The organism is Rhodoferax ferrireducens, from assembly GCF_049302455.1.
GTDB classification, from domain to species: Bacteria; Pseudomonadota; Gammaproteobacteria; order Burkholderiales; family Burkholderiaceae_C; genus Rhodoferax; species Rhodoferax ferrireducens_B.
In genome coordinates, this window is the sequence record NZ_JBAQMD010000011.1 from 1 (window position 1) to 23,404 (window position 23,404).

A 23,404-nucleotide genomic window follows, 5' to 3' on the forward strand; every position below is an offset into this window, starting at 1 on the left:
GCGGCATCGGCCTGGGTGTAGTCACCGATGACGTCGGCCATATTGGACGGATTGATGTTGGGGGCGTAGTGGGCACCCGCGACCCATTGGCCGTTGATCAGGTTGTCGTGTTTTTGAATTGTCATGGCTATGTACTTTCGTTCATCAGGCCCGCAAGGTTGCGGGGCTCTTAGTGAGACAAGGGGGAGGCTCGGCAGGCAGAAATAAAGTTCATGGCATTGGCCTGAACCTGGGTTGCTTTCATACCGGGCTTGTAGAGGGCTGATCCAATGCCAAAGCCAGTGGCGCCGGCAGCAAGGTAACTACTCAGATTTTCCGGCGTAATGCCACCTACCGGCAGCAGTCGCGCGTCTGCGGGCAAGACGGCACGCAAAGCCCGAACCACCGCCGGTGTGATCATCTCCGACGGGAAAAGTTTGAGTCCCGTGGCGCCAGCCTCCAGTGCTGCAAAGGCCTCGGTGGCAGTCATCACGCCGGGCAGGCACACCAGCCCCAAACGCACGGCTTCGCGCACCACCGCTGGATTGAAATTGGGTGACACGATCAGTTGGCCACCTGCAGCATGGACGTTGCGCACATCGTCCGGCGTGAGTACCGTGCCCGCACCGACCAACGCCTGGGAGAAGTTGCTGGCCAGAGTGGCAATGCTTGTGAGCGGATCAGGTGAGTTAAGGGGGACTTCGATCAAGGTCCAGCCCGTGCTGATTAGAGCCTCGCCCACCGCCAGCGCCTCATGCGCTTGCAGGCCGCGCAGGATGGCGATCAGGGGGATGTGACTCAGTGCGACTTCAAATTTTCGGTGTGCATTCATGATTGTTTCAACAAGTTGGGATGGAGCGTTTGCGCGATAGCCCACAGACCGGCCCAAGTCGCCTCCGAGCCCACCCGCCGCGAGGGCACATCGCGCAGGGCCAGCGCACTTTGGTAGCGCTGAGTCAATGACTCCGAACCGATGATGACCACCTCGGCGTCAGTCCGCAATGTCTGGGCACGCAACTCTTCGCCAATAACCAGACCGGACAAATAGCTAGGCAGTGCGGCGGCAGGCAGCCGATCGAACAGCGACAGGGTGCGCGTGCTGAAGGCGGTGTGCAGCAGGCTGCTGCTGCGCAGGGCCAGTATCACGCCCTGGTCGAAAGCCTCACTGTCGAAATCACCATCGCTGGCCGGCAGGGTGCGCGACAAAATGGAGTGTTGCCGCAGCAGGGCAAAAAACTCGCCCGTCATGAAGGTTGAGAATGACTGGATACGACCCGCATGCACTCGCACCCATTTGCTGTGCGTACCTGGGAGCACCACCAACGCTTCTTGCAGTCCGAGCAGTTGCAGGGCGCCAAAAATCTGGGTCTCTTCGCCCCGCATGACATCAGGGATACCGTCGTTCTCGCAGCAAAGTCCCGACACGATGGCGATGCGATCAGGCTCCACCCATGCCAAGTTGGCGGCGACTTCTGCGAACCCGGCCGGACAGGTGCAATAAGGTGCTTCCAGCCAGCCCTGCTTGCTGCCGACCATACCGGACATCAGGCACAAAGCATCAGGCCTTTGCATCCAGTCGCCAAAACAGGACTTGAGCACAGCAGGGAATTCACCCGGCGCTACCGTCAGAATGCCCCGGGCAAAAGATCGCTCTTCAACAGTCTGGCCGCGGGCGTCAAGCCAGGCGCCGCGCAGCGATGAGGTGCCCCAGTCGACCGCGAGCAAGGTGCGGCCACTCAAGCTGGCGCTCACACGCCCCCCCCGCTTTAACGCGGGGTCGGCGGCGACGCCAAAACATTTCTGAACTTCTCGAATCGTCTCCGATGCCATGCGTCGCGCCCTTTCCTGTTCGATCTGTTCTCAGCTATTTCCCGCTGACCACCACATAGGAGGGTCGACCGCTACGCGCCCAGTCCACCAGATTCTGCGCCGCCTTGCGTCGCAGCTCCTTTTCCGCGACCACCGAGTAGAACGCTGCATGTGGCGACAGCAATACGCGGGGATGCTGCACGATGCGCGAGTCGGTCGCCGGCGGTTCAACCGGCAGCACGTCCAGCGCAGCACCGTCAAGCCTACCGGCATCGAGCACAGCAAGCAGGTCATCAATATTGACCACTGCACCGCGCGCGGTATTGACCAACACGCTGCCGGGCTTCATCAGGCCGAGCACCGACGCGTTCACCATTCCGCGCGTTTCATCGGTGAGCGGCACATGCAACGATATCGCGTCGGCCTGCGCAAACAGTTCTTCCTTGCTGACGCGTTCGACATAAGCCGGAAAATCGCCGTCGATGATGTAGGGATCGCAGGCGATCACGCGCTTGAAACTGTTGCGGCTGATATGCGCCATCCGCTTGCCAATGCGACCGAGGCCAAGAATGCCGACCGTCATGTCGGCAACACGCTGCATCTTGCCGGCCGTCGTGAAATGCCACTTTCCGGCCTTGACGTCCCGATCGTAGAACGCGATATGCCGCAGCAGCGACAGCGTCATCGCAAGCGCATGGGTGGCAACCTCGCCGACCCCGTAATCGGGCGAGTTGCTGACCCACACGCCATACGCTTTCGCGTCGGCGGTATTGACGGTGTCGAAGCCAGCGCCGTAACGGCTGACAGTCCGGATCTCGGGCCGGGCCTTGAATACTTTGGCATTGATCGGCGCGTATTGCACCAGCAGACCCTGACAGCCGACCGACGCGGCAATCACATCCTCCTCGGTGCGACACTGCGCGACAACAATCTCGATACCGGCGGCGCGATACAGCGCCTGCTCCAGTTCAAGATCGGGAAAGTCATAATCGGTAATCAGGATTTTCATTCTGCCGCGGCTTAGTGGTTGTCTCGTGGCACAAAAGCTTCCCGTTTGCCCATGAGGAAGTCCAGATCGGCGCCTTCATCGGCCTGCAGCACGTGGTCAATGTAGAGTTTCCAGTAGCCTGATGTCATGGGTAGCTCGGGTGCTTTCCATTTGGCCAGACGGCGGGCCAGCTCCTCGTCAGTCACATGCAGATGGATCTTGCGATGGGGGACGTCCAGTTCGATGATGTCACCGTTTTGCACCACCGCGAGCGGCCCCCCTGCGGCCGCTTCGGGCGCAACGTGCAGTACGACGGTGCCGTAGGCGGTGCCGCTCATGCGTCCGTCGCAGATACGCACCATGTCGGTAATGCCTTTGCGCAGAATCTTCGGGGGAAGCGGCATGTTGCTCACCTCCGCCATGCCGGGGTAGCCCTTGGGGCCGCAGTTCTTGAGCACCATCACGCAGGTTTCGTCAATATCGAGATTCTCGTCATCGATGCGGGCGTGGAAGTCCTCGATATTTTCGAACACCACAGCCCGTCCCTTGTGTGTCGTCAGTCCCGGAGTGGCGGCGCTGGGCTTGATGATTGCGCCACGCGGTGCCAGATTGCCGCGCAATACCGCGATGCCGGCCTTTTCCTTGAACGGCTCATCGAACTTCTTGATGACGCGCGGGTCGTAATTTTTCGCGTCAGCAATATTCTCACCCACGGTTTTTCCATTGGCCGTAACGATGTCTGTGTGCAGCAAGTGCTGGATTTCCTTCATCACAACCGGTAGGCCCCCGGCGTAACAGAAGTCCTCCATCAAGTGCTGGCCCGAAGGCTGCAGGTTGACCAGGCAAGGCAGTTCGCTGGCCAGCCGGTCAAAGTCTTCGATGGTCAGTTTGATGCCGATCCGACCGGCCATGGCGATCAGGTGAATCACGGCATTGGTCGAGCCACCAATGGCGGCCAGCGTCTTGATCGCATTTTCAAAAGCTTTGAGGGTAAGGACCTTGGAGAGCTTCTGATCCTCATGCACCATCTCCACTGCGCGCCGCCCGACCATGCGTGCCAGCACATTGCGTCGTCCATCCACCGCCGGATAAGCGGCATTACCAGGCAGACCCAAACCCAGTGCCTCGACCATGCAGGCCATGGTGCTGGCGGTGCCCATGGTCATGCAGTGACCGTGACTGCGGTGCATACAACTCTCTGCCTCCAGGAATTCCTCCAGCTTGAGTGTGCCGGCGCGGACTTGCTCGCTCATGCTCCATACCCCAGTGCCCGAGCCCAGCTCCTGGCCACGCCACTTGCCGTTGAGCATGGCGCCGCCGCTCAAGCCGATGGTGGGCAAGTCCACGCTGGCCGCGCCCATCACCAGCGACGGCGTGGTCTTGTCGCAGCCCATCAGCAGCACGACCCCGTCGAGAGGGTTGGCACGAATACTTTCTTCCACATCCATGCTGGCCAGATTGCGATACAGCATGGCGGTCGGGCGCATCAGAGTCTCGCCTAGCGACATGACCGGAAACTCCATCGGGAAGCCGCCGGCCTCATACACGCCGATCTTGACCTGCTCGGCCAGCGTGCGGAAATGCGAGTTGCAAGGGGTGAGTTCACTGAAGGTGTTGCAGATGCCAATGACCGGGCGGCCATCAAACTGGTCGTCTGGCACGCCCTTGCCTTTGACCCAGCTGCGGTAGACAAAACCGTCGCGATCCTGTCGGCCAAACCACTGCTGACTGCGAAGTTCTTCGGGCTTCTTTTTGGGTTTGTTTGAATTGGTCATAGGGTACATCCTTGAATTAGTAAACGTATTATCGTCATATGATATCAATCAGTCGCCAGGGAAAACCCCCATGAAAATATCATCCTATCGTAATATGATACCAATTGAAAATGATGAATAACATAATAAAGAACGTCCACGGCAATACGGTTGACCATCTCGGCGAAGCCATCGTCGCAGGGCGCTACGTCGCCGGCGCATCGATTCCACCCGAGCCGATCCTGGGTGAGCAGCTGGGAGTCAGTCGCACCGTGATACGTGAAGCCGTGAAGTCGCTTATCGCCAAAGGCCTGGTGACCACAGGCCCCAAGGTCGGCACCCGTGTGTTGCCCGAAGAGCATTGGAACTGGTTTGATCCCGACGTCATCGCTTGGCAAGCCAAAGCTGGCCTGACGCCCGAGTTTCTACGTGATCTGATGGATTTGCGCCGTGTTGTTGAGCCTGCCGCTGTTCGCCTCGCAGCCCAACGCGCCACCGCGGAGGATATTACTGATATCGAAACCGCCTTTGAAGGCATGACGCGGGTTGTGAAAGAAGGCGGTGACTATGTCTCCTATGATTTGCGCTTCCACCAGGGGTTGCTGCGGGCCTGCCGCAACCGCATGCTCATCCATATGAGCAAGGCGCTCGGAGCCTTGTTGCGCACCAGTTTTGAGTTGTCTGCCAGCAAAAAAGGGGGGCCGGCGGGTTCCCTGGCGCTGCATCGCGCGGTACTCGATGCCGTGATTGCCCGCAACCCCGCCAAGGCCGAAAAGGCAATCCTGGTCCTGATTGACGGCGCCCATCTGGATATTGAAGAAATTCTCGCCTCGAGCCGAGACCTGCCCCGGCTGAATAAGCCTGCCTCCATGCTCAAGGCGGCCTGATGAATTGATTTTTCTGGAGTCTATGTTGCAAAAACCGATAAATTTGTTCTTCAAGTTGCTCGAATTTCTGGTGGTCGTATGCATGGTGGCCATGGTGATCATGGTGTTCGGCAATGTGGTGCTGCGCTATGGCTTCAACTCAGGCATCGATGTCTCTGACGAACTGTCCCGTTACTGCTTCATTTGGCTCACCTACATTGGCGCCATGGTTGCCATGCGGGAGAAAGGGCATCTGGGCGTCGACACGCTGGTTAAGCATATGGGCCTGGGAGGCAAGAAGCTTTGCCTGTTCCTCAGCGAAGCGCTGATGCTGGGCTGCAACGTGCTATTTTTTTTGGGTACCTGGAAGATGCATGAGCTCCAGGTCACCAATGTGTCGCCGGTCCTGGGCCTCTCGATGATCTGGGTCTATGGCATCGGTTACGTCGTTGGCGGCATCATGGGCATCATGAACGTCAACGTGCTGTACCGCCTGCTGACCGGCCAGTTGCGTGAGGATGAGTTGGTTCAGGTCATTGAGACCGAGGGCCTGGCGGACATCGAAAAACAATTAAGGGAAATCAAGGCATGACGGTTACCGTATTCATTGTGAGCTTGCTCGCCGCGATGGGCATCGGCATGCCCATCGCCTATGCCCTGCTCGTTTGTGGCCTGACACTGATGGGATTCCTGGCGGCGACCAGTGGGCTGGTGGCTTTTGACAGCCAGATTCTGGCGCAGCGTTTTGTTGATGGTGCTGACAATTTCCCATTATTGGCGGTGCCTTTCTTCATGCTCGCCGGCGAATTCATGAATGCGGGCGGCTTGAGTCGGCGCATTGTCAACCTGGCCATGGCCTGGGTTGGCCACCTCCGGGGCGGCTTGGGTTATGTCACGGTGTTAGCCGCTGTGGTCATGGCCTCGCTCTCGGGCTCTGCCGTGGCCGATACCGCAGCGCTTGCGGCTCTGCTCATTCCCATGATGCGGGCCGCGGGCTACGGTATCAACCGCTCGGCCGGACTGATTGCGTCGGGCGGCATCATCGCCCCGGTTATTCCGCCTTCCATCGGCATGATTATTTTCGGGGTGGCGGGCAACGTCTCGATCACCAAGCTGTTTCTGGCCGGCATTGTGCCAGGCGTGCTGATGGGCGCGGCCGTTGGCCTCACCTGGTGGTGGTTGGCGAAAAATGAAAAAGTGCTGCCAGCACCTAAACTTGCGATGCCGCAACGCCTGAAAATCACCGCCGAAGGAAGCCTGGCGCTGGCCCTGCCTGTCGTCATCATTGGCGGCATGAAATTCGGCGTGTTCACGCCGACTGAAGCGGCTGTGGTGGCAGCCGTCTACAGTTTTGCGGTGGGCATGTTTGTCTACCGCGAACTCAAGTGGTCTGAGCTGTACCAGTTGGTGTTGACCGCCGGCAAGACGACGGCCGTGGTGATGTTTCTGGTGGCTGCCGCCATGGTCAGTGCCTGGCTCATTACGGTGGCCAACATTCCGACGGAAGTCGCCGACATGCTGGAGCCGTTCATGGGCAGCAAGATACTGCTGATGTTGGTCATGATGGTGCTGATCGTGGTGGTCGGCACGGCTCTTGATTTCACGCCGACGGTGCTGATCCTCACGCCGGTGCTGATGCCGGTGGTGCTCAAGGCTGGCATTGATCCGGTTTACTTCGGCGTGATGTTCATCATGAACAACGCCATCGGTCTAATCACGCCGCCGGTGGGTACCGTGCTCAACGTCGTCTGTGGTGTTGCCAAGATATCCATGGACGATGCGTTCAAGGGGGTACTGCCTTTCCTGATGGCCCAGTTGGCCGTGATGTTCCTGCTGGTTCTTTTTCCCCAGATCGTCACCGTCCCACTTCATTGGTGGATGCGATGACATTTTTCCCGACCCCTGTCATTCATATTTTAGGAGACAACCATGTTTAAGCGTAGAACCATTACATCGGTCATTGCCGGTGCCGCCTTGCTGGTGGCGACGTCAAGCTTCGCCCAGTTTGCCGAGCGCACCATCAAGTTCACCAACGGCGTGGCCGAAGATCATCCGGTCGGACTCGGTGTCAAAAAAATGCAGGAAGTGCTCAATGCCAAGACCGGCGGCAAGATCAAGATCAATGCCTTCTGGAACAACGCCGCCGGTGGCGACCTGCAGGCCACGCAAGCCTTGCGTGCCGGCACGCAGGAGATGGTCTGCACATCCAGCTCGCCGCTGGTGGGCATCATCAAGGAACTGGGCGTGTTCGATCTGCCGTTCCTGTTTGCCAATGAAAAAGAAGCGGACGCGGTACTGGACGGCCCGGCGGGTGCCTACTTCAACAAGAAGCTTGAAGAAGCCGGTCTCGTGAATCTCGCTTACTGGGAAAACGGTTTTCGCAACCTGACCAACAACAAGCGCGCGGTGACCAAAGCGGAAGATTTCGAGGGCATCAAGGTTCGTGTCATGCAGAACAACATTTTTCTGGACACCTTCAAGACGCTGGGAACCAACGCTGTTCCGATGAACTTCGGCGAGGTGTTCACCGCGCTGGAAACCAAGACCATCGACGGCCAGGAAAATCCCTTCGTCACGATTGAAACGTCCAAATTCAATGAGGTGCAGAAGTACCTGAGCGTGACCCGGCATGCCTACACGCCATTCCTGATTCTTTACAGCAAAAAGCTGTGGGACCAGCTCAATCCGCAAGAGCAGGCCGTGCTGCGCGAAGCCGCTGCAGAGGGCCAGAAAGTGCAGCGCACCGCTATCCGTGCGCAGTCCGAGAAGTCGCTGGCCAGCCTGAAAGCCAAAGGCATGCAGGTCAACGAGATTACCTCGGCCGAGCAGCGCCGTATGTTTGCGAAGGTTAAGCCGGTGTATGACAAAAACGTGCCAACGATCGGCGCGGAAGCTGTCACCATTGTGCTGGATGCTCTGAAAAAAGCCCGCGGCGGTTAGTACGAACCGTCGCGTGGTCTGAAGCAAGGCCGCCAGGGATATCCCTCGCGGCCTTTTTTTCTGGAGTCTGAATTGAAGATCACCAAAGTTGAAACCCTGCGGCTGGGCGAGTTCCCCAACATCATCTGGGTTCGCATTCATACCGATGAAGGACTGGTGGGGCTGGGTGAAACCTTCATGGGCGCGCAGGCGGTGGAAGCGTATATCCATGAGTGGGTAGCCCCCAAACTGTTGGGGAAAGACCCGCTGGCCATTGAGGCGCGCAACAAGGACATGATGGGGTATCTGGGCTGGCGCGGCTCTGGCGTCGAGACGCGCGGCAACTCGGCCGTGGACATTGCCCTGTGGGACATCTTTGGCAAGGCCGCCAACATGCCCGTGCATACCGCGCTGGGGGGTAAAAGCCGCGACGCCATCCGCGTCTACAACACCTGCGCCGGCTACCAGTATGTGCGCAACACCGTCAACCAGAGCACGGCCAACTGGGGCCTGGGGCAGCACGTGGGCCCTTACGAGGACCTGGAAGGCTTTCTGCACCGTGCCGATGAAGTGGCTGAGTCATTGTTGAGCGAAGGCATCAGCGCCATGAAAATCTGGCCCTTCGACCCGGCGGCAGAGAAGAGCGATGGCCAGTACATCAGCAACGCCGACCTCGAACAGGCGCTGGAACCCTTCCGCAAAATTCGTCAGGCCGTGGGCGAAAGAATGGACATCATGGTCGAGTTTCACAGCCTGTGGCGCCTGCCCATGGCACAAAAGATCGCGCGCGCCCTCAAGCCCTTCAATACCTTCTGGCACGAAGACGCCATCCGCATGGACAGCCTCGACCTGCTCAAGCAGTACGCGAAGGACTGCGAGGCCTTGATCTGCGCCAGCGAGACGCTCAGCTACAAATGGGGTTTCAAGGACTATCTGCAAACCGGCGTGGCCGGAGTCGCCATGTTGGATCTGAGTTGGTGCGGGGGCCTGACCGAGGCACGCAAGATCGCCGCCATGGCCGACGCCTGGCAGCTACCGGTGGCGCCGCACGATTGCACCGGCCCTGTGGTGTGGGCGGCTTCTACCCATCTGTCACTGCATGCGCCCAACGCGCTGATCCAGGAAAGCGTGCGTGCCTTCTACAGTGGCTGGTACAAGGAGTTGGTCACGGAATTACCTACCGTGAAAAACGGCCTGATCAGCCTCAATGACAAGCCCGGACTCGGGCTGGAGCTGCTGCCCGACCTGCACAAGCGCGGGGACGCCACGGTGCGCTCCTCTGTGGCGGATTGAGCGTATTTCTCCGCAAGAACAGGGTTCACGCCATTTCTCAGTCCTTCACAGCCTGTGAATGACGAACCGACTCAGGGTTTCTCCCAGTGTTCAATTGGAAGCAGCCATTGGTATGATGATATTTCAATACGATGTAAGTCTGCCGGTGCTTTGTTGTTGATGGAAGACTCAGTGCATGTCGACCTTTGAAGTATTGACATTCGTTTGCCTGGCTACGCCGTTCTGCCGACGTCGTACCTCTGACCACCGGCATATACGTTTGGTTGTCGGACTGGCTTTTTTTGAGGAAACACCTGAGACCGGGCAATCGGATTCAGGATAAGGAACTTAAATGAAAAATTGTCGATTCACGCTCCATACGGTAGCGATCAGCTGTTTGCTCGTCATTGCTGCCCAGGCACCGGCCACGGCGGCCGATACTGCGACCAAGAAAATCGCACTGTCCAATAACTTCGCTGGCAACTCCTGGCGCCAGACCATGCTCAAGAGCTGGGACAAAATCACCAAGGACGCTGTAGCCAAGCACATCGTCGCGCAAGCACCGAGCTTCACAACCGCCGAGAACCAGGCGACGGAACAAGCCGCACAAATTCAGAACATGATTTTGCAGGGCTACGACGCCATTGTCGTCAATGCGGCGTCTCCGACAGCGCTCAATGGAGCGGTTAAAAAAGCCTGTGATGCGGGCATTGTGGTGGTGTCATTTGACGGCATCGTCACTGAACCCTGCGCTTATCGCATCGCGGTGGATTTCAAGAAGCTCGGTGAGATGCAGATCGACTACTTTGCAAGCCGCGGTCTCAAGGGCAACCTGCTTGAAGTGCGTGGTCTGGCGGGCGTATTTGTCGACGATGAAATTCATCAAGGCATTGCTGCTGGCGTGAAGAAACACCCCGAATTCAAAATAGTCGGATCGGCTCCTGGCAACTGGACGCAGACGGTTGCGCAAAAGGAAGTTTCGGCCATCCTCTCGACCCTGCCCGCGGTGACGGCGGTTGCCACCCAAGGGGGTGACGGCTATGGCGTTGCCCAAGCGTTTAAGGCAGCGGGGCGGCCCACCCCGGTCATCTTTCTCGGCAATCGCCATGATGAACTGACCTGGTGGAAAGAGCAGCGCGATGCGAGCAAGTACCAGACCATGTCGGCCAGCATTGCTCCGGGTGCTTCGACATTTGCCTTCTGGGTTGCCCAACAGATCCTGGCAGGGACCAAAGTCCCCAAAGACATGAAGCTGCCATTAAGTGTTGTGACCCAGCAGACTCTGGATGAGTCTCTCAAGAATACCGAACCCGGTGGCGTGGTGAACGTTGAGTACTCGCAAAAAGAAGTGATGGATTTTCTGGCCAAGCTGAAGTAGGGTTTCGATCGTCCGGTCTTGCTCTTGTCAGAAGGCGAGACCGGATCGCATAGGAATGGATATTGCCTGTTCGTGCATGCATTTGGTTCTTGGCGTTCGTGGGGGGCCGGCATTTCTGACAAGAGAGACATAGTGACAAATTCAATTTCTGAAATCCTGTTTGAGGTCCGGGATGCCGCCAAAGCCTTTGGTGCCGTGCAGGCGCTTCGCGGCGTGGATTTCCAGATCACGCGTGGTGAATGTATTGGCCTGGTCGGACATAACGGGGCTGGCAAATCGACCCTTATGAATGTGCTGTCCGGCACCCTGACGCCTGATCGCGGGGAACTGCATTTCGCTGGCAGAGCGGGGCGTTCCGACTGGGGTGTGCGCGAGGCGCAACGCCTGGGGGTCCGGTCCGTCTATCAGGAGCTTTCCCTTTGTGCCAATCTCTCGCTGGCCGAGAACATGCGTATTGCCCAGCCGCAGCTCAAAGGCTGGAACTGGCGTGTGAATGCCGGCTCTCAATTGGAGGCCTCGCTTGACCGTATCTTTCCTGGCCATGGTTTGCGTGCGGACCAGGTGGTGGCTGATCTGTCCATCGGCAAGCGTCAGCTGGTCGAGATTGCCCGCGCGTTCACCCCCGGGGCGCAGCCTCTGGAACTGATGATTCTTGATGAGCCCACCTCCTCGCTGGACAGCCATGCGGCAGGCCAGTTGCTGGCCTATATCCGTGAATTCGTGGCGCATGGCAAGAGCTGCATTCTGATCTCCCACAAACTGCGTGAAATCTTCAATGTGGCAGACCGCGTGGTAGTCATGCGCGATGGTCAGGTTGTCGAGTCCGTACGCACGGATCAGACCAGTCGCGACCGGCTGGTCGCCGCGATGGGCCAGGACGAGCAGGCTACCGGATTTGCTGGTGAAGCTTCACCGACAGCCGGGCCGCAGAATGCGCCGCTGGTCGTGAAAGTATCCTCACCGACCCGGACGCGAATGGAGATGAACGCGGGTGCAGGTGAAGTGATCGGTCTGGCTGGATTGGCTGGACATGGCCAAACCGGGCTGCTGTTGCGTTTGCAGGCAGCGTCTACCGGCGCAGCTGAGTCCGCTGTGTGGGTTGGCGGCGCCACGTCGTTTGTAGCCGGAGACCGCCAGACCGACGGGGTGTTTGGCTTGTGGTCGATCGCGCGCAACATGAGCGTGGGCTGTCTGTCGCAATTCCAGCGCGGGCTGCTGATTGATCTGAAGAAAGAGCGTGATCGTGCCGAGCAATGGCGGCAACGCCTGGGTCTTGTGACACCGGATCTTGATCTGCCGATCTTTTCCCTGTCCGGCGGCAATCAGCAAAAGGTGCTGTTCGCCAGGGCACTGGGGTCGACCGCACCGATCATCCTGATGGACGACCCGATGCGCGGCGTGGACGTTGGCACCAAGCACGATGTCTATGCCCTGATTGCCGATGAGGCCCGGCGCGGACGGACCTTCATCTGGTACACGACCGAGTTCGATGAGTTGTTTCACTGCGATCGGGTCTATGTTTTCAACAACGGCGAAGTGGTCGGCGAACTGTCGCGGGCCGAGCTGAACGAAGAACGGGTGCTGAACATGTCTTTCGAGGAGATTGCCGCATGAGCCCTGTTCTCGCGAAGCGAGGGGTACATATGCTGCATACCCTGTTGCCTGCGATGGCGTTGACCTTGCTGCTGGGAGCCGTATTCTGGCGGCAGCCGCGCGCGATGTCCTACTTCGGCATCAACCTGCTGCTCGATCTGGCCATTCCCCTGATGTTTGCGACCCTGGCGCAAATGATGATTTTGGCCGTGAGTGATCTGGACTTGTCCATTGGTCCTTTCGTCTCGCTGGTCGCCAGCATCGGCGCCACCTTGTTGCCGACGCGGCCCGCTTTGGCCACGCTCGCGCTCGCCGCAGCGGTTGCTGCTTACGCCATGGCCGGCGCTGTGATCGAGTCGCGCCGCCTGCCGTCCATCGTCGTCACTCTGGGCCTGTCCTTTGTCTGGCTTGGCTGTGCCGTACTTTTGCTGCCAACGCCGGGCGGACTGGCGCCGGGCTGGCTGAGCAGTGCGATGGCTTACCGCACGCCATGGCTGCCGATGCCGATCTGGATGGCGCTGGTCGCCGCCGTGCTGGGGCACGCCCTGATCACTCGCAGTGCATTCGGTACCCTGGTGCGCGGCTTGGGGGGTAATCCGGCTGCGGTGGCGCGTGTCGGCTGGTCGCTGGTTCGGGTGCGGGCAGGTGTATATGCCTTGGCCGGGGTATTCGGCGTCATTGCCGGATTGATGCTGGTGGGACAAACGACCTCAGCCGATCCGAACATTGCATCCCGTTACACGCTGGTGTCCATTGCTGCCGTGATCCTGGGGGGCGGCAAATTTGTCGGCGGCTATGTTTCTCCGGTGGGTGCGGTGATCGGCGCATTGACGATGACGCTGGCAGCCTCCTTTCTGACTTTCCTGGATATCGCGCCGGACTGGCAGGTTGGCATGCAGGGATTGATTCTCATCGTGGTGCTCGGCTTGCGCGCCGCGATTGACCGACTGGAGCGAATCGCGTGAGTACATTGACGAAATCTTTGTCTGGCGTCACAAGCTTGCAGCGCTGGGGCGCGGGTCGTCCCTGGCTCGGCTCATGTGTGGCCGCCGTGCTGGCTTGGGCTGCCACCGTGTTCACAGGTCAGGGCCATGGCTCGGGCGACCTGCTGACAGCGGCATTGACTTTTTCCGCGTTTACCGTCCTGGTTTCTTTGGGGCAGATGCTGGTGATCAGCGTGGGCCCCGGCAATGCCGACCTCTCCATCCCGTCGTCAATCGCCTTGTCAGGCGCGGTGGCGATGATCGTGATGAATGGCAACAACACGATGATCGTGCCAGGTATTCTCGCTGCGGTGCTGGTAGGCGCAACGGTGGGTGTTTTCAATTTTGGACTGATCCGTGTTCTGAATATTCCTCCTATCATTGCGACGCTTGCCGGGTCGCTGATTGTGATGTCGGTCGCCATTTATGTTGGCCGGGGGCTGAAAATCAAGCCCCCTCCCCTGTTTTCCGATTTCATGGCCATGCGGCTGCTCGGCGTTCCGCTGCTCGCCGTGGTGGCCCTGGTGGTGACCGTCGGGGTCGCCGTGATGCTGGAGAGAACCGTGCTGGGCCGGTCGATTGCGGCTGTCGGACAAAACGACCGGGCCGCCCGTCTGGCTGGCCTGCGCGTTGAGGTCACCAGATTTTGGGCCTATGTGATTTGTGCGGGTCTGGCCGGTCTGACCGGTGCACTGATTGCCGGATTTGCCGGCGGCAATTCACTCGACCAGGGGCAAGAGTATCTCTTGCTGACAATTGCTGTGGTCGTTATAGGAGGCACCGCGGTTAGTGGTGGAGCTCCCAGCGTGCCTGGCATTTGGGGGGCCGCCATGTTCATGTTCCTGCTGGTGGCCATGCTCAATGCCGCAGGTGCAGGGCCGGGTCTTCGCACCTTGCTGACCGGGCTCATCATCATCGCGGTGATTGTGGCTGCCAGCTCACCCGGCAAGCGTTGATAAATTCCGACTTTAAGGAGACCCATGGCATGAAACCATTTGGAACACTGGAGGGCACCGGCTTTGAGGTGCTGGAGACCGGATTTTCCGGCTGCTTGTTGCATTGCGAGCGCGTCGAGCGTCTGTGGACGGGAGCGCGCTGGTGCGAAGGCCCGGCCTGGTTTGCCGCGCACCGCACGCTGGTCTGGTCGGACATCCCGAACGACCGCATGCTGCGCCTGGACGAACTCAACGGTACCGTGGGAATATTTCGCCAACCGGCGCAAAATTCCAATGGCAACACCGTTGACCGTGAAGGCCGGCTCATCACCTGCGAACATCTGACCCGGCGAGTTGTGCGCACGGAACACAACGGTGAGCAGACCGTTCTGGCCGACCGCTGGCAGGGCCGGCGCTTGAATTCGCCGAACGATGTGGTGGTTCATTCAGACGGCGCCGTTTGGTTCACCGATCCGAGCTATGGCATTCTTTCCCACTATGAAGGCCGGCGTTCGGACAGCGAGATTGGCGCCTGCAATGTCTACCGGGTTGACCCCGCAACGGGTGCAGTCGACCTGGTTGCCGATGACTTTGTCAAACCCAATGGCCTGGCTTTTTCTCCGGATGAGTCCATCCTCTATGTGGCCGATACCGGCGCCAGCCATGATCCCGACGGACCGCGTCACATTCGGCAGTTCCGTGTCAGCGGGGATGGACGTCGTCTTGAGACATCGCGTGTTTTTGCGCAATGTACGAATGGACTGTTTGATGGCTTCAGGGTTGATCATGAGGGGCGGCTGTGGACCAGCGCGGCCGACGGCGTGCATGCCTACGCCCCCGATGGCACGCTGCTGGGCAAGATATTGCTGCCAGAGACGGTCGCCAATGTCTGCTTCGGAGGAGTGAAGCGAAACCGGTTGTTCATGTGTGCAACAAGTTCCCTGTACGCGGTCTATCTCAATACCACGGGCTAGCGCGGCGATCGACAAGGAGTCAATAAAGCATGACACAGAAAATTGGATTCATCGGTATCGGCATGATGGGCCACGGCATGGCCAAGAATTTGCTGGCCAAGGGTTTTGCGCTGACCTTCAAGGTCAACCGCCATCGCGACAACCTGGCTGATCTGATCGCAGCCGGCGCGCGCGAGGCCAAAACCAATGCAGAGTGCGCGCAGGTCTCGGACATCGTGTTTATCTGCGTCACGGGTTCGCCACAGGTGGAGCAGATCGTGTATGGCGAGGATGGCCTGCTGGAGGGCGGTCGCACCGGATTGATCGTGGTCGACACCTCGACCGCTGAACCTGCCTCCAGTACGAAGATCCGTAATGACCTCGCAGCCAAAGGCATCAAGCTGATTGATGCGCCGCTGGCACGCACGCCCAAGGAAGCCGAAGAAGGCCGGCTCAACACCATGGTAGGCGCCGAACCCGAGGATTTCAGAACCCTGGAGCCCGTACTCAGCGCGTTTTGCGAAAACATCTTCCATGTCGGGCCGCCGGGGCACGGTCATGTGCTCAAGCTGGTCAACAACATGATGGCCATGAGCTTTGCGGCGTCGATCGCCGAGGCCTTTGCCGTCGCGGCCAAAAGCGGGCTGGACCTGAACCGGCTCTATGACGTGATTTCCGCAGGCGGCGTCAACTGCGGCATTTTCCAGATGATGGCCACCAACACCCTCAAGAATGGCGACGTGACCGGCTTCAAGTTCGGCATCGCCAATGCGCAGAAAGACCTGCGGTATTACACCCACCTGGCCGAAATGCTGCCGGTCACAAGCTTCATGGGTGAAGCCGCGCATCAAAGCCTGATCCAGGCTGTCAATGCCGGTTATGGCGACAAGCTGATTGCGTCACTGTTTGAAGCACAGGAAAAACTCAACAACGTCAAGATCGTTCCCCGTTGACCCCCTTGACACACCACAGCAATCATCTTGAATGAATAAATCAGGCAACCGCGGCGATCTCGTTGCTGCACGGCGACTTGGTCTGCTTGCACAAGCGCCAGTTCCTGCATCAAGTAAGGGTTCCCCTATTTTTGTGGTCATGGGTGTCAGCGGCTGCGGTAAAAGCACCGTGGGCGCCCAACTGGCCGCCGCCCTGGGCCTGGAGTTTCTCGAAGGCGACACCTTGCATTCGGCCACCAACGTGGCGCGGATGGCGGCCGGTGTTGCTTTGAGCGATGCGGACCGTGCGGGTTGGCTGCAAACGCTGGCCGAGCGTATCGGAGCAGCGCGCTTGGCCGGAACGGGGCTGGTGCTGTCGTGCTCGGCGCTCAAGCGCGCCTACCGTGACATCCTGCGCCAAGGCGCGCCCGACCTGCATTTTCTGTACCTGCAGGGCGACTACGACCTGCTGGCAGCGCGCATGGCCGCGAGGACCGGCCATTACATGCCGCTGTCCTTGCTGGTCAGCCAACTGGCCACGCTGGAAGAGCCGGACCCGCAGGAGAATGCGCAGATCTTTGATGTCGCGAGTCGGCCTGAGGTCATCGTGGCCGCCATAGCTGAGGGATTCAGTTTGGCAAAGTGACGCCGACCTTGTGGCCGGCCGCAACAATTTCCTGCCAGGTCATTGCATCCAGCGCGATGCCATCGGCTTGGCGCTGCGCACGGGTGGCGCGCTCCGGGTCGCCGGCAATCTGCACCGCGTCAAAGCCGGGTGCAACCGGACCGGCCGTGAGCCAGTCGATGAAAGCCAGCGCTTCCTGTTCAAAAGTAGCCTGCGTGCCCAGCTTGGCCGGGTCGATCAGGATGGTCAACATGCCGTTGACGATGGCGCGCACGTCCGGGTTTGATGACTTGTGCCAGGTGCCGCTTCCGGTCAGAGCGCCTCCCAGCAGCTCGCAGGCGACCGCCAGACCGTAACCCTTGTGTTCGCCAAAAGCCAGCAGCGCACCAAACAGACCATGGCTCTGGGGCACCACCACAACACCCGGGTCGGTGCTGGGGAGGCCGTGTTCGTCAATCAGCGTGCCGGGCTCGACGCGCCGGCCTTCGTTGTGCGCGACACGCATCTTGCCCTGCGCCACGCGGCTGGTGGCGAAGTCCAGGACAAAAGGTTCGCGCCCCTTGAGCGGCACGCCAATGCAGCATGGGTTGGTACCGTAGCGCCCGTCGGCGCCGCCAAAAGGTGCCACCACCGGGCGGGACAGCACATTGACAAAATGCAGGGACACCAGACCCTGCGCCACGGCCATTTCGGCAAAGTGCCCGATGCGGCCCAGATGGTGTGCATTGGCCAGCGTCATGATGGAGCTGCCATGGGTTTGGGCGCGGGTGATGCCGAGTGCCATCGCCTGCTCGCCGACGATCTGGCCATAACCGCGCTGCCCGTTCAGCGTCAGCAGCGAACCGGTGTCGAGAACGACCTGCACGCTGGTATTCGGTTTGAGGCCGCCTTCGAGCACCGCCTCCACGTAGCGCGGCAGCATGCCCACCCCGTGCGAGTCGTGGCCGCTGAGATTGGCCAGCACCAGATTGGCCGCGACGGTTTCAGCCTCTTCGGGGGAACTGCCGGACGCTCTTAAAACAGTAGCTACCTGCGCCCGTAATTCAGGGGCTTGATGGGTTTTTTTCATAAATTTACATGACTGCGCCGACTTGCCAGGGTACGAACTCGTTTTGTCCATAGCCGTGCAACTCGCTCTTGCTTTTGGCCCCTGAAGCTGTGGCCAATACAAGCTCGAAAATGCGCTGCCCCATCGCGGCCACCGTGCTGCTGCCGTCGATGATCTCGCCGCAATTGAGGTCCATGTCATCTTCTTGCTTGCGCCACAGCGCCGAGTTGGTGGAGAGCTTGACGGCGGGTGTCGGCGCGCAACCGTAGGCCGAGCCGCGCCCGGTCGTGAAGCAAATCAGGTTGGCGCCGCCGGCGACCTGGCCGGTGGCGCTGACGGGGTCGTAGCCGGGCGTGTCCATGTAGACCAAGCCGTGAGCCTTCACGGCTTGCGCATATTCGTAGACCGCCTGCAGATTGGTGGTGCCGCCTTTGGCGACAGCACCCAGCGATTTTTCCAGGATGGTGGTCAGCCCACCGGCCTTGTTGCCCGGTGACGGGTTGTTGTTCATCTCGCCGTCGTTGATCTGGGTGTAGTGCTCCCACCACTTGATGCGCTCTATCAGTTTTTCACCGACTTCGCGGCGCGCGGCACGGCGCGTCAGCAGGTGTTCGGCGCCATAAATTTCCGGGGTTTCGCTCAGGATGGCCGAGCCGCCGTGCGCCACCAGCAAGTCGACTGCCGCGCCCAGCGCCGGGTTGGCACTGATGCCGGAGTAGCCGTCCGAGCCGCCGCATTGCAGGCCGATGGTGATGTGCGCGGCGCTGCAGGGCTCGCGCTTGACCGCGTTGGCCTGGGGCAGCATGTCCTTGATCAGCGCAATGCCCTTGGCGACGGTTTTGGCCGTGCCACCGGTGTCCTGAATGCTGAACGCGCGCAGTGTGTCGCCTTCGCGCAAGCTGCTGTTGGCCAACCAGGCATTGATCTGATTCGACTCGCACCCCAGCCCCACCACCAGCACGGCGGCGAAGTTGGCGTGGGTCGCGTAACCGGTCAGCGTGCGCTGCAAAATCTGCAGCCCCAAGCCGCCGCTGTCCATGCCGCAGCCGGTGCCGTGGGTCAGTGCCACCACGCCGTCCACATTGGGGAAGGCGGCCAGCACAGCCGGGTTGTTTTGGCGCGAAAAATGGTCGGCAATGGCACGCGCCGCCGTGGCCGAGCAGTTCACACTGGACAGGACGCCGATGTAGTTGCGCGTGGCGACGCGGCCGTCGGCGCGCTTGATGCCCATGAACGTAGCTTCACGCCGTGCCGGCTCTGGCTTGACGTCGGCACCAAAGGCATAGTCGCGCTCGAAGTCGCCCTTGTTCGGGCCCATGTCCAGGTTGTGCGTGTGAATGTGCTCGCCGGGTGCGATGGCCTGGGAAGCAAAGCCGATGATCTGGTTGTAGCGCCGCACCGGCTCGCCAGGGACCATGGCATGCGTCGCAATTTTGTGGCCGGCCGGGATCAGGCCCTTGACCGGGATCCCTTCGACGCTGGTGCCGCCCAGCAATTGCTGGCGGGCGATCAGCACATCATCGCTGGGGTGGAGGCGGATAAAAGGTGTCATTTAATTAAAAACCATATTTGGAAGCCACAGGACGAGCTTCGGAAAGTAGGTGATGATGGCCAGACTGCCCAGCAAGGGCACCAGCCAGGGCAGGATCGCCACGGTGGTTCTTTCCACCGAGAGCTTGGCTACCCGCGCCAGTACAAACAGCACCATACCCATGGGGGGATGCAGCAGGCCGATCATCAGGTTGAGTACCATCACGAGACCGAAGTGAACCAGATCAATGCCGAGCCGCTGGCAAATAGGCACCAGGATCGGCACCAGGATGGTGATGGCCGCGGTCGGCTCCAGGAAGCAGCCGACGAACAGCATCAGCAGATTCGCCAGCAGCAGGAACATGTAGGGGTTTTGGGTAAAGCCCAACACCCATTCGCTGATGGCGGCGGTCACGCCGGTAGCCGTGAGCATCCAGCCAAAGATGCTGGCCGCCGCCACAATGAACAGCACCGTGCTGGTGGTCTCCACGGTGTCCAGACAGACTTTCACAAACGACTTGAAAGTCAGTGTGTTGTACCAGGCAAAGCCCAGCACCATAGCCCATAGGCAGGCCGCAATGGCGCCTTCGGTGGGTGTGAAAATGCCGGTGGTCATGCCCCCGATCAGCAGCACCGGTGTCATGATGGGCAGCGCAGCCTGAAACTTGAACCACTTGTCAGCCATAAACAGCGCGACCAGGCCGGCAAACACCGTCAGTTGTGCGGGCAGGCCGACCTTGACAATCAGCGCCCACAGCACCACGGGCCAGGCGATCACCACCCCGGTTTCAATCAGCGCCTTGATCACCCGCGGCCACTCGAATTTGACGTCGGCGCCCCAACCATTCTTGTGGGCAAAGTAGGCCACCGTCAGCATCATTAGAAGCGCCATCGCCACTCCCGGCAGAATGCCGGCGAGAAAAAGTGAGCCCACGCTGACGTTGGCCATCATGCCGTAGATCACGAAGGGCAAGCTTGGCGGAATAATCGGGCCCAGCGTGGCCGAGGCCGCCGTCACGCCCACGGCAAATTCGGTGCTGTAGCCGTGGTCCTTCATTGCCTTGATTTCAATCGTGCCCAGGCCGGCTGCATCGGCGATGGCGGTGCCGCTCATGCCGGCAAAAATAACCGAGCCCAGCACGTTGACATGGCCCAAGCCACCTTTCATCCAACCCACCAGCGCCAACGCGTAGTTGTAGATACGATTGGTGATGCCAGCGTTGTTCATCAGGTTGCCCGCCAGGATGAAGAAGGGCACGGCCAGCAGCGGAAAGCTGTCGATGCCGCTGATCATGCGGTGGATCACCACAAACGGCGGCAGCGTGCCGGTCCACCAAATGTAGAGCAGTGCGGAGCCGGCCATGGCCATGGCCACCGGGATGCCACCGCTCAATAGCAACAGGAAAATGATTTTCAGCATAGGGTGTTTTGCTCAGGCGTCATCCATGGTTGTTTCAGGGCGTTCGAGCACGCTATAACCGCGCTTCCAGTGAAAGCGCGCCACCTGGATGGCACGCCAGGTCATGGCCACAAAGCCAGCCATGCAGACGCCATAGACCAGGTTCATCGGCAGGTCAATCATCGTCATGCGCGCGGTGCTCAGCTTGTTCATCATCATCAGGGTGAGCACCGCGAAGGCGACCAAGAACACCACGCGCATCACGTCCACGAGAGTGGCCATGAGGCGGGCCATCCTGGGCGGCATGAACTTGTAGAAGAAATCCACCTGGATGTGGTTGTTCTTGCTCACACCGATGCAGGCACCGACAAAGACCACGCCGATCAGCAAATAGCGCGCAATCTCTTCGGTCCAAGCCGCTGAGTCGTTGAGCACATAGCGGGTGAAGAACTGGTAGAACACGGTGGCGCCAAGAATCCAGAAGATGCCCAACGCCACCCAGGCTTCCAGCGTGGTGCCCGAAAGATCGACGGCTTCATCCTGCGCGTGGAATTGGCCGTCGTCCCCCATGACATGGGGGAGCGCATCGATGTCTTGCATGGCTGGTCCTGCTTACTTGATCGCAATGATGCGGTCGTAGTCAGCCTGGCGGTAACCGAAGTCGGTCGGCTTGGCGTTTTTCAACACAGCTTCGCGGAAGGCGTTTTTGTCAACCGTGATCACGTTGATGCCCTTCTTCTTGAACTCGTCAACCAGACGAATTTCCGAGGCAATGATTTCACGGCCGGTTTTCTCGGCGGCTTCCTGCATCACGTCGTTGAAAATCTTCTTGTCAGCGTCCGACAGCTTGTTCCACAGCGGCCCGCCGACGACGGTCAAAAGTGAATCCACGATGTGGCCAGTCAGCGAGATGTTCTTCTGCACTTCAAAGAACTTCTTGGCCAGGATGGTGGGCAGCGGGTTTTCCTGCGCGTCCACGGTGCCGTTCTGCAGGGCCAGATAGACCTCGGCAAATGCAATCGGTGTGGCATTGGCGCCCAGCGATTTCGGGAACGCGAGGTAAGCCGGTGCGTCAGGCACGCGGATTTTCAGACCCTTCATGTCTTCGGGTTTGGCGATGGGGCGGTTGGACGTCAACTGTCGGGCGCCGTAGTAGTTCAGCGCCGTGATGTGGTTGCCAGTCTTGTCGTCATAGCCTTTGGCCAGCTCCTTGAACACATCGCTCTTGGCGTATTTGAGCTGATGTTCGGAATCGCGGAAAATGAACGGGAAGTAGGTCACGGCCAGCGGCGGGTAGCTGGCGGCTGCAAAGCTCGCGCCTGTCAAGATGATGTCCACCGTGCCCAGGGTCAAGCCCTGGTTGATGTCGGACTCCTTGCCCAGCGATGAGGCCGGAAAGACCTGCACCTCATAGCGGCCGTTGGTTCGCTTCTTGATCTCGTCACCGGCCCAGACCGACCACTTGTGGAAGGGCTCGGAAGTCTCATAGACGTGGGCCCACTTGAGTTTGGTCTGCGCACTGGCAATGCCAAATGTGCCTGCAGCCCCTGTGAATAATGCACATGCTGCTACTAATTTAATTGCGATTGTTGTCAATTCACGTTTTTTCATGATGTCTCCTCGGTTGGTGGTTGTGAAATTGCTGGGTGTCAGGAAGGCTTTGCGCGGCGCCAGCTCGCGCTGTAACGGGTATGGGCTTTTTTCAAGTGGCGTTGCATGGCGCTGCGTGCAGCGCCCGCATCGTGGGCGCGGATCGCTTCCAGCACCGCGGCGTGTTCGATCAAGGCGGAATCCCAGGAGTTCTGGTCTTCAAAATAGTCACCCAGTCGCTCGAACAGCGTGCCGTGTCGGGCTTGCCAGTAGCCACAGATGGTGTCGCGCAGCACCTCGTTGCCGCAGGCTTGGGCAATCGCATTGTGAAAGGCCTCGTCGCCCTCACGGGGTATCTGGCCTTTGGCGACTTCGTCGCGCATTTGTTGCAAGGCGTCACCGATGAGCTGCAGGTCTGCTTTTTTGGCGTTGCGGGCAGCCAGTGCCGCCACCTCGCTCTCCACCAGCTCGCGCGCCCGCATCAGTTCCAATGGCCCCCACTCGACCGTGCCGTTGGTCTTTTTGCGTGAGGGCTGGCGGGCTTTGGGCTTGAGCACATAAATGCCTGAGCCGGTGCGCACCTCGATCACTTTCTCCACCTCCAGCGCAATCAGGGCTTCGCGCACCGAAGGGCGGCTCACGCCCAACTGCTTGGCCAGTTCGCGCTCGGCTGGCAGGCGTGTACCAGCCGCAAATTCGCCCTTGCTGATCAGCGAGCGTAATTGCTCGGCAATCTGGCGGTACAAGCGTTGCGGTTGGATGATTTGCAGTGGCATGCTGGGCGCTCTTGAAACGTTGTTAGAGGTTGATCAGAATTGGACAATTGGTCAGGCCAATTGATAATCTCATGA

At 59.6% G+C, this 23,404-nt stretch carries 22 protein-coding genes; 12 read left to right on the plus strand and 10 right to left on the minus strand.

Going from position 1 to position 23,404, the window contains the following annotated elements:
- Positions 1-169 precede the first annotated feature (169 nt).
- The 4 genes from WA157_RS01215 to WA157_RS01230 are packed head-to-tail and all read right to left on the minus strand — an operon-like array spanning position 170 to position 4,551.
- A complete protein-coding gene (locus WA157_RS01215) occupies positions 170-811 on the minus strand; it encodes a 2-dehydro-3-deoxy-6-phosphogalactonate aldolase (RefSeq protein WP_422619213.1) in 642 nt (213 codons plus the stop codon).
- Positions 808-1,809 carry a 2-dehydro-3-deoxygalactonokinase gene (locus tag WA157_RS01220; RefSeq protein ID WP_422619214.1) on the minus strand — a complete coding sequence of 334 codons (1,002 nt, stop codon included), beginning with the start codon at positions 1,807-1,809 and terminating at the stop codon, positions 808-810. Before WA157_RS01220 ends, WA157_RS01215 begins: the two co-directional genes overlap by 4 nt.
- A 34-nt stretch (positions 1,810-1,843) precedes the next feature.
- Positions 1,844-2,797, minus strand: a complete 954-nt coding sequence (locus tag WA157_RS01225) for a C-terminal binding protein (RefSeq protein WP_422619215.1) — start codon at positions 2,795-2,797, stop codon at positions 1,844-1,846.
- Positions 2,798-2,808: 11 nt separating this feature from the next.
- Positions 2,809-4,551, minus strand: coding sequence for an IlvD/Edd family dehydratase (locus WA157_RS01230; protein WP_422619216.1), 1,743 nt, complete (start codon positions 4,549-4,551; stop codon positions 2,809-2,811).
- 122 nt (positions 4,552-4,673) lie between these two features.
- Between WA157_RS01230 and WA157_RS01235 the strand changes: the two genes are divergently transcribed.
- The 12 genes from WA157_RS01235 (at position 4,674) to WA157_RS01290 (ending at position 17,007) form a co-directional block, all read left to right on the plus strand.
- Positions 4,674-5,417, plus strand: coding sequence for a FadR/GntR family transcriptional regulator (locus WA157_RS01235; protein ID WP_422619279.1), 744 nt, complete (start codon positions 4,674-4,676; stop codon positions 5,415-5,417).
- Between the two features lie 25 nt (positions 5,418-5,442).
- Entirely contained in the window at positions 5,443-5,988 is a 546-nt protein-coding gene (locus WA157_RS01240) for a TRAP transporter small permease (protein WP_422619217.1), read from the plus strand.
- Positions 5,985-7,283 carry a TRAP transporter large permease subunit gene (locus WA157_RS01245; protein WP_422619218.1) on the plus strand — a complete coding sequence of 433 codons (1,299 nt, stop codon included), beginning with the start codon at positions 5,985-5,987 and terminating at the stop codon, positions 7,281-7,283. The genes WA157_RS01240 and WA157_RS01245 overlap by 4 nt, the downstream gene beginning before the upstream one ends.
- A gap of 42 nt (positions 7,284-7,325) precedes the next feature.
- Positions 7,326-8,336 (plus strand): TRAP transporter substrate-binding protein, encoded by a 1,011-nt coding sequence (locus WA157_RS01250; RefSeq protein WP_422619219.1) that lies wholly within the window; start codon positions 7,326-7,328, stop codon positions 8,334-8,336.
- Positions 8,337-8,408: 72 nt separating this feature from the next.
- On the plus strand, positions 8,409-9,608 hold the full coding sequence (locus tag WA157_RS01255; protein WP_422619220.1) for a mandelate racemase/muconate lactonizing enzyme family protein: 1,200 nt from the start codon (positions 8,409-8,411) through the stop codon (positions 9,606-9,608).
- A gap of 331 nt (positions 9,609-9,939) precedes the next feature.
- On the plus strand, positions 9,940-10,965 hold the full coding sequence (locus tag WA157_RS01260; protein WP_422619221.1) for an ABC transporter substrate-binding protein: 1,026 nt from the start codon (positions 9,940-9,942) through the stop codon (positions 10,963-10,965).
- A gap of 132 nt (positions 10,966-11,097) precedes the next feature.
- Entirely contained in the window at positions 11,098-12,579 is a 1,482-nt protein-coding gene (locus WA157_RS01265) for a sugar ABC transporter ATP-binding protein (RefSeq protein WP_422619222.1), read from the plus strand.
- A complete protein-coding gene (locus tag WA157_RS01270; RefSeq protein WP_422619223.1) occupies positions 12,576-13,523 on the plus strand; it encodes an ABC transporter permease in 948 nt (315 codons plus the stop codon). The genes WA157_RS01265 and WA157_RS01270 overlap by 4 nt, the downstream gene beginning before the upstream one ends.
- Positions 13,520-14,497 carry an ABC transporter permease gene (locus WA157_RS01275; protein WP_422619224.1) on the plus strand — a complete coding sequence of 326 codons (978 nt, stop codon included), beginning with the start codon at positions 13,520-13,522 and terminating at the stop codon, positions 14,495-14,497. The genes WA157_RS01270 and WA157_RS01275 overlap by 4 nt, the downstream gene beginning before the upstream one ends.
- A gap of 29 nt (positions 14,498-14,526) precedes the next feature.
- Positions 14,527-15,450 carry an SMP-30/gluconolactonase/LRE family protein gene (locus WA157_RS01280; protein WP_422619225.1) on the plus strand — a complete coding sequence of 308 codons (924 nt, stop codon included), beginning with the start codon at positions 14,527-14,529 and terminating at the stop codon, positions 15,448-15,450.
- Positions 15,451-15,479: 29 nt separating this feature from the next.
- The gene (locus WA157_RS01285) at positions 15,480-16,382 is read left to right on the plus strand and encodes an NAD(P)-dependent oxidoreductase (protein ID WP_422619226.1); all 903 of its coding nucleotides are present in this window, start codon (positions 15,480-15,482) and stop codon (positions 16,380-16,382) included.
- 31 nt (positions 16,383-16,413) lie between these two features.
- Positions 16,414-17,007, plus strand: a complete 594-nt coding sequence (locus tag WA157_RS01290; RefSeq protein ID WP_422619227.1) for a gluconokinase — start codon at positions 16,414-16,416, stop codon at positions 17,005-17,007.
- On the opposite strand, the gene WA157_RS01295 is transcribed toward WA157_RS01290, so the two are convergent.
- From WA157_RS01295 to WA157_RS01320, 6 genes are all read right to left on the minus strand, one after another.
- A complete protein-coding gene (locus tag WA157_RS01295) occupies positions 16,991-18,055 on the minus strand; it encodes a malate/lactate/ureidoglycolate dehydrogenase (RefSeq protein WP_422619228.1) in 1,065 nt (354 codons plus the stop codon). The two genes, WA157_RS01290 and WA157_RS01295, sit on opposite strands and share 17 nt — an antisense overlap.
- A 4-nt stretch (positions 18,056-18,059) precedes the next feature.
- Complete coding sequence (locus WA157_RS01300; RefSeq protein ID WP_422619229.1) at positions 18,060-19,586, minus strand: UxaA family hydrolase; 1,527 nt, start codon at positions 19,584-19,586, stop codon at positions 18,060-18,062.
- Entirely contained in the window at positions 19,587-20,984 is a 1,398-nt protein-coding gene (locus WA157_RS01305; protein WP_422619230.1) for a TRAP transporter large permease, read from the minus strand.
- Between the two features lie 12 nt (positions 20,985-20,996).
- Complete coding sequence (locus WA157_RS01310) at positions 20,997-21,563, minus strand: TRAP transporter small permease (protein WP_422619231.1); 567 nt, start codon at positions 21,561-21,563, stop codon at positions 20,997-20,999.
- 12 nt (positions 21,564-21,575) lie between these two features.
- On the minus strand, positions 21,576-22,490 hold the full coding sequence (locus WA157_RS01315; RefSeq protein ID WP_422619280.1) for a sialic acid TRAP transporter substrate-binding protein SiaP: 915 nt from the start codon (positions 22,488-22,490) through the stop codon (positions 21,576-21,578).
- A gap of 122 nt (positions 22,491-22,612) precedes the next feature.
- Positions 22,613-23,329, minus strand: coding sequence for a FadR/GntR family transcriptional regulator (locus WA157_RS01320; RefSeq protein WP_422619232.1), 717 nt, complete (start codon positions 23,327-23,329; stop codon positions 22,613-22,615).
- Between the last annotated feature and the right edge of the window lie 75 nt (positions 23,330-23,404).

What these genes read in the sequence shown, in the direction of transcription:
- WA157_RS01320 (WP_422619232.1), bottom strand. Translation starts at nt 23,329, where the DNA reads ATGCCACTGCAAATCATCCAACCGCAACGCTTGTACCGCCAGATTGCC.
- WA157_RS01305 (WP_422619230.1), bottom strand. Translation starts at nt 20,984, where the DNA reads ATGCTGAAAATCATTTTCCTGTTGCTATTGAGCGGTGGCATCCCGGTG.
- WA157_RS01285 (WP_422619226.1), top strand. Translation starts at nt 15,480, where the DNA reads ATGACACAGAAAATTGGATTCATCGGTATCGGCATGATGGGCCACGGC.
- WA157_RS01260 (WP_422619221.1), top strand. Translation starts at nt 9,940, where the DNA reads ATGAAAAATTGTCGATTCACGCTCCATACGGTAGCGATCAGCTGTTTG.
- WA157_RS01290 (WP_422619227.1), top strand. Translation starts at nt 16,414, where the DNA reads ATGAATAAATCAGGCAACCGCGGCGATCTCGTTGCTGCACGGCGACTT.
- WA157_RS01245 (WP_422619218.1), top strand. Translation starts at nt 5,985, where the DNA reads ATGACGGTTACCGTATTCATTGTGAGCTTGCTCGCCGCGATGGGCATC.
- WA157_RS01250 (WP_422619219.1), top strand. Translation starts at nt 7,326, where the DNA reads ATGTTTAAGCGTAGAACCATTACATCGGTCATTGCCGGTGCCGCCTTG.
- WA157_RS01280 (WP_422619225.1), top strand. Translation starts at nt 14,527, where the DNA reads ATGAAACCATTTGGAACACTGGAGGGCACCGGCTTTGAGGTGCTGGAG.
- WA157_RS01225 (WP_422619215.1), bottom strand. Translation starts at nt 2,797, where the DNA reads ATGAAAATCCTGATTACCGATTATGACTTTCCCGATCTTGAACTGGAG.
- WA157_RS01270 (WP_422619223.1), top strand. Translation starts at nt 12,576, where the DNA reads ATGAGCCCTGTTCTCGCGAAGCGAGGGGTACATATGCTGCATACCCTG.
- WA157_RS01310 (WP_422619231.1), bottom strand. Translation starts at nt 21,563, where the DNA reads ATGCAAGACATCGATGCGCTCCCCCATGTCATGGGGGACGACGGCCAA.
- WA157_RS01300 (WP_422619229.1), bottom strand. Translation starts at nt 19,586, where the DNA reads ATGACACCTTTTATCCGCCTCCACCCCAGCGATGATGTGCTGATCGCC.
- WA157_RS01230 (WP_422619216.1), bottom strand. Translation starts at nt 4,551, where the DNA reads ATGACCAATTCAAACAAACCCAAAAAGAAGCCCGAAGAACTTCGCAGT.
- WA157_RS01295 (WP_422619228.1), bottom strand. Translation starts at nt 18,055, where the DNA reads ATGAAAAAAACCCATCAAGCCCCTGAATTACGGGCGCAGGTAGCTACT.
- WA157_RS01220 (WP_422619214.1), bottom strand. Translation starts at nt 1,809, where the DNA reads ATGGCATCGGAGACGATTCGAGAAGTTCAGAAATGTTTTGGCGTCGCC.
- WA157_RS01215 (WP_422619213.1), bottom strand. Translation starts at nt 811, where the DNA reads ATGAATGCACACCGAAAATTTGAAGTCGCACTGAGTCACATCCCCCTG.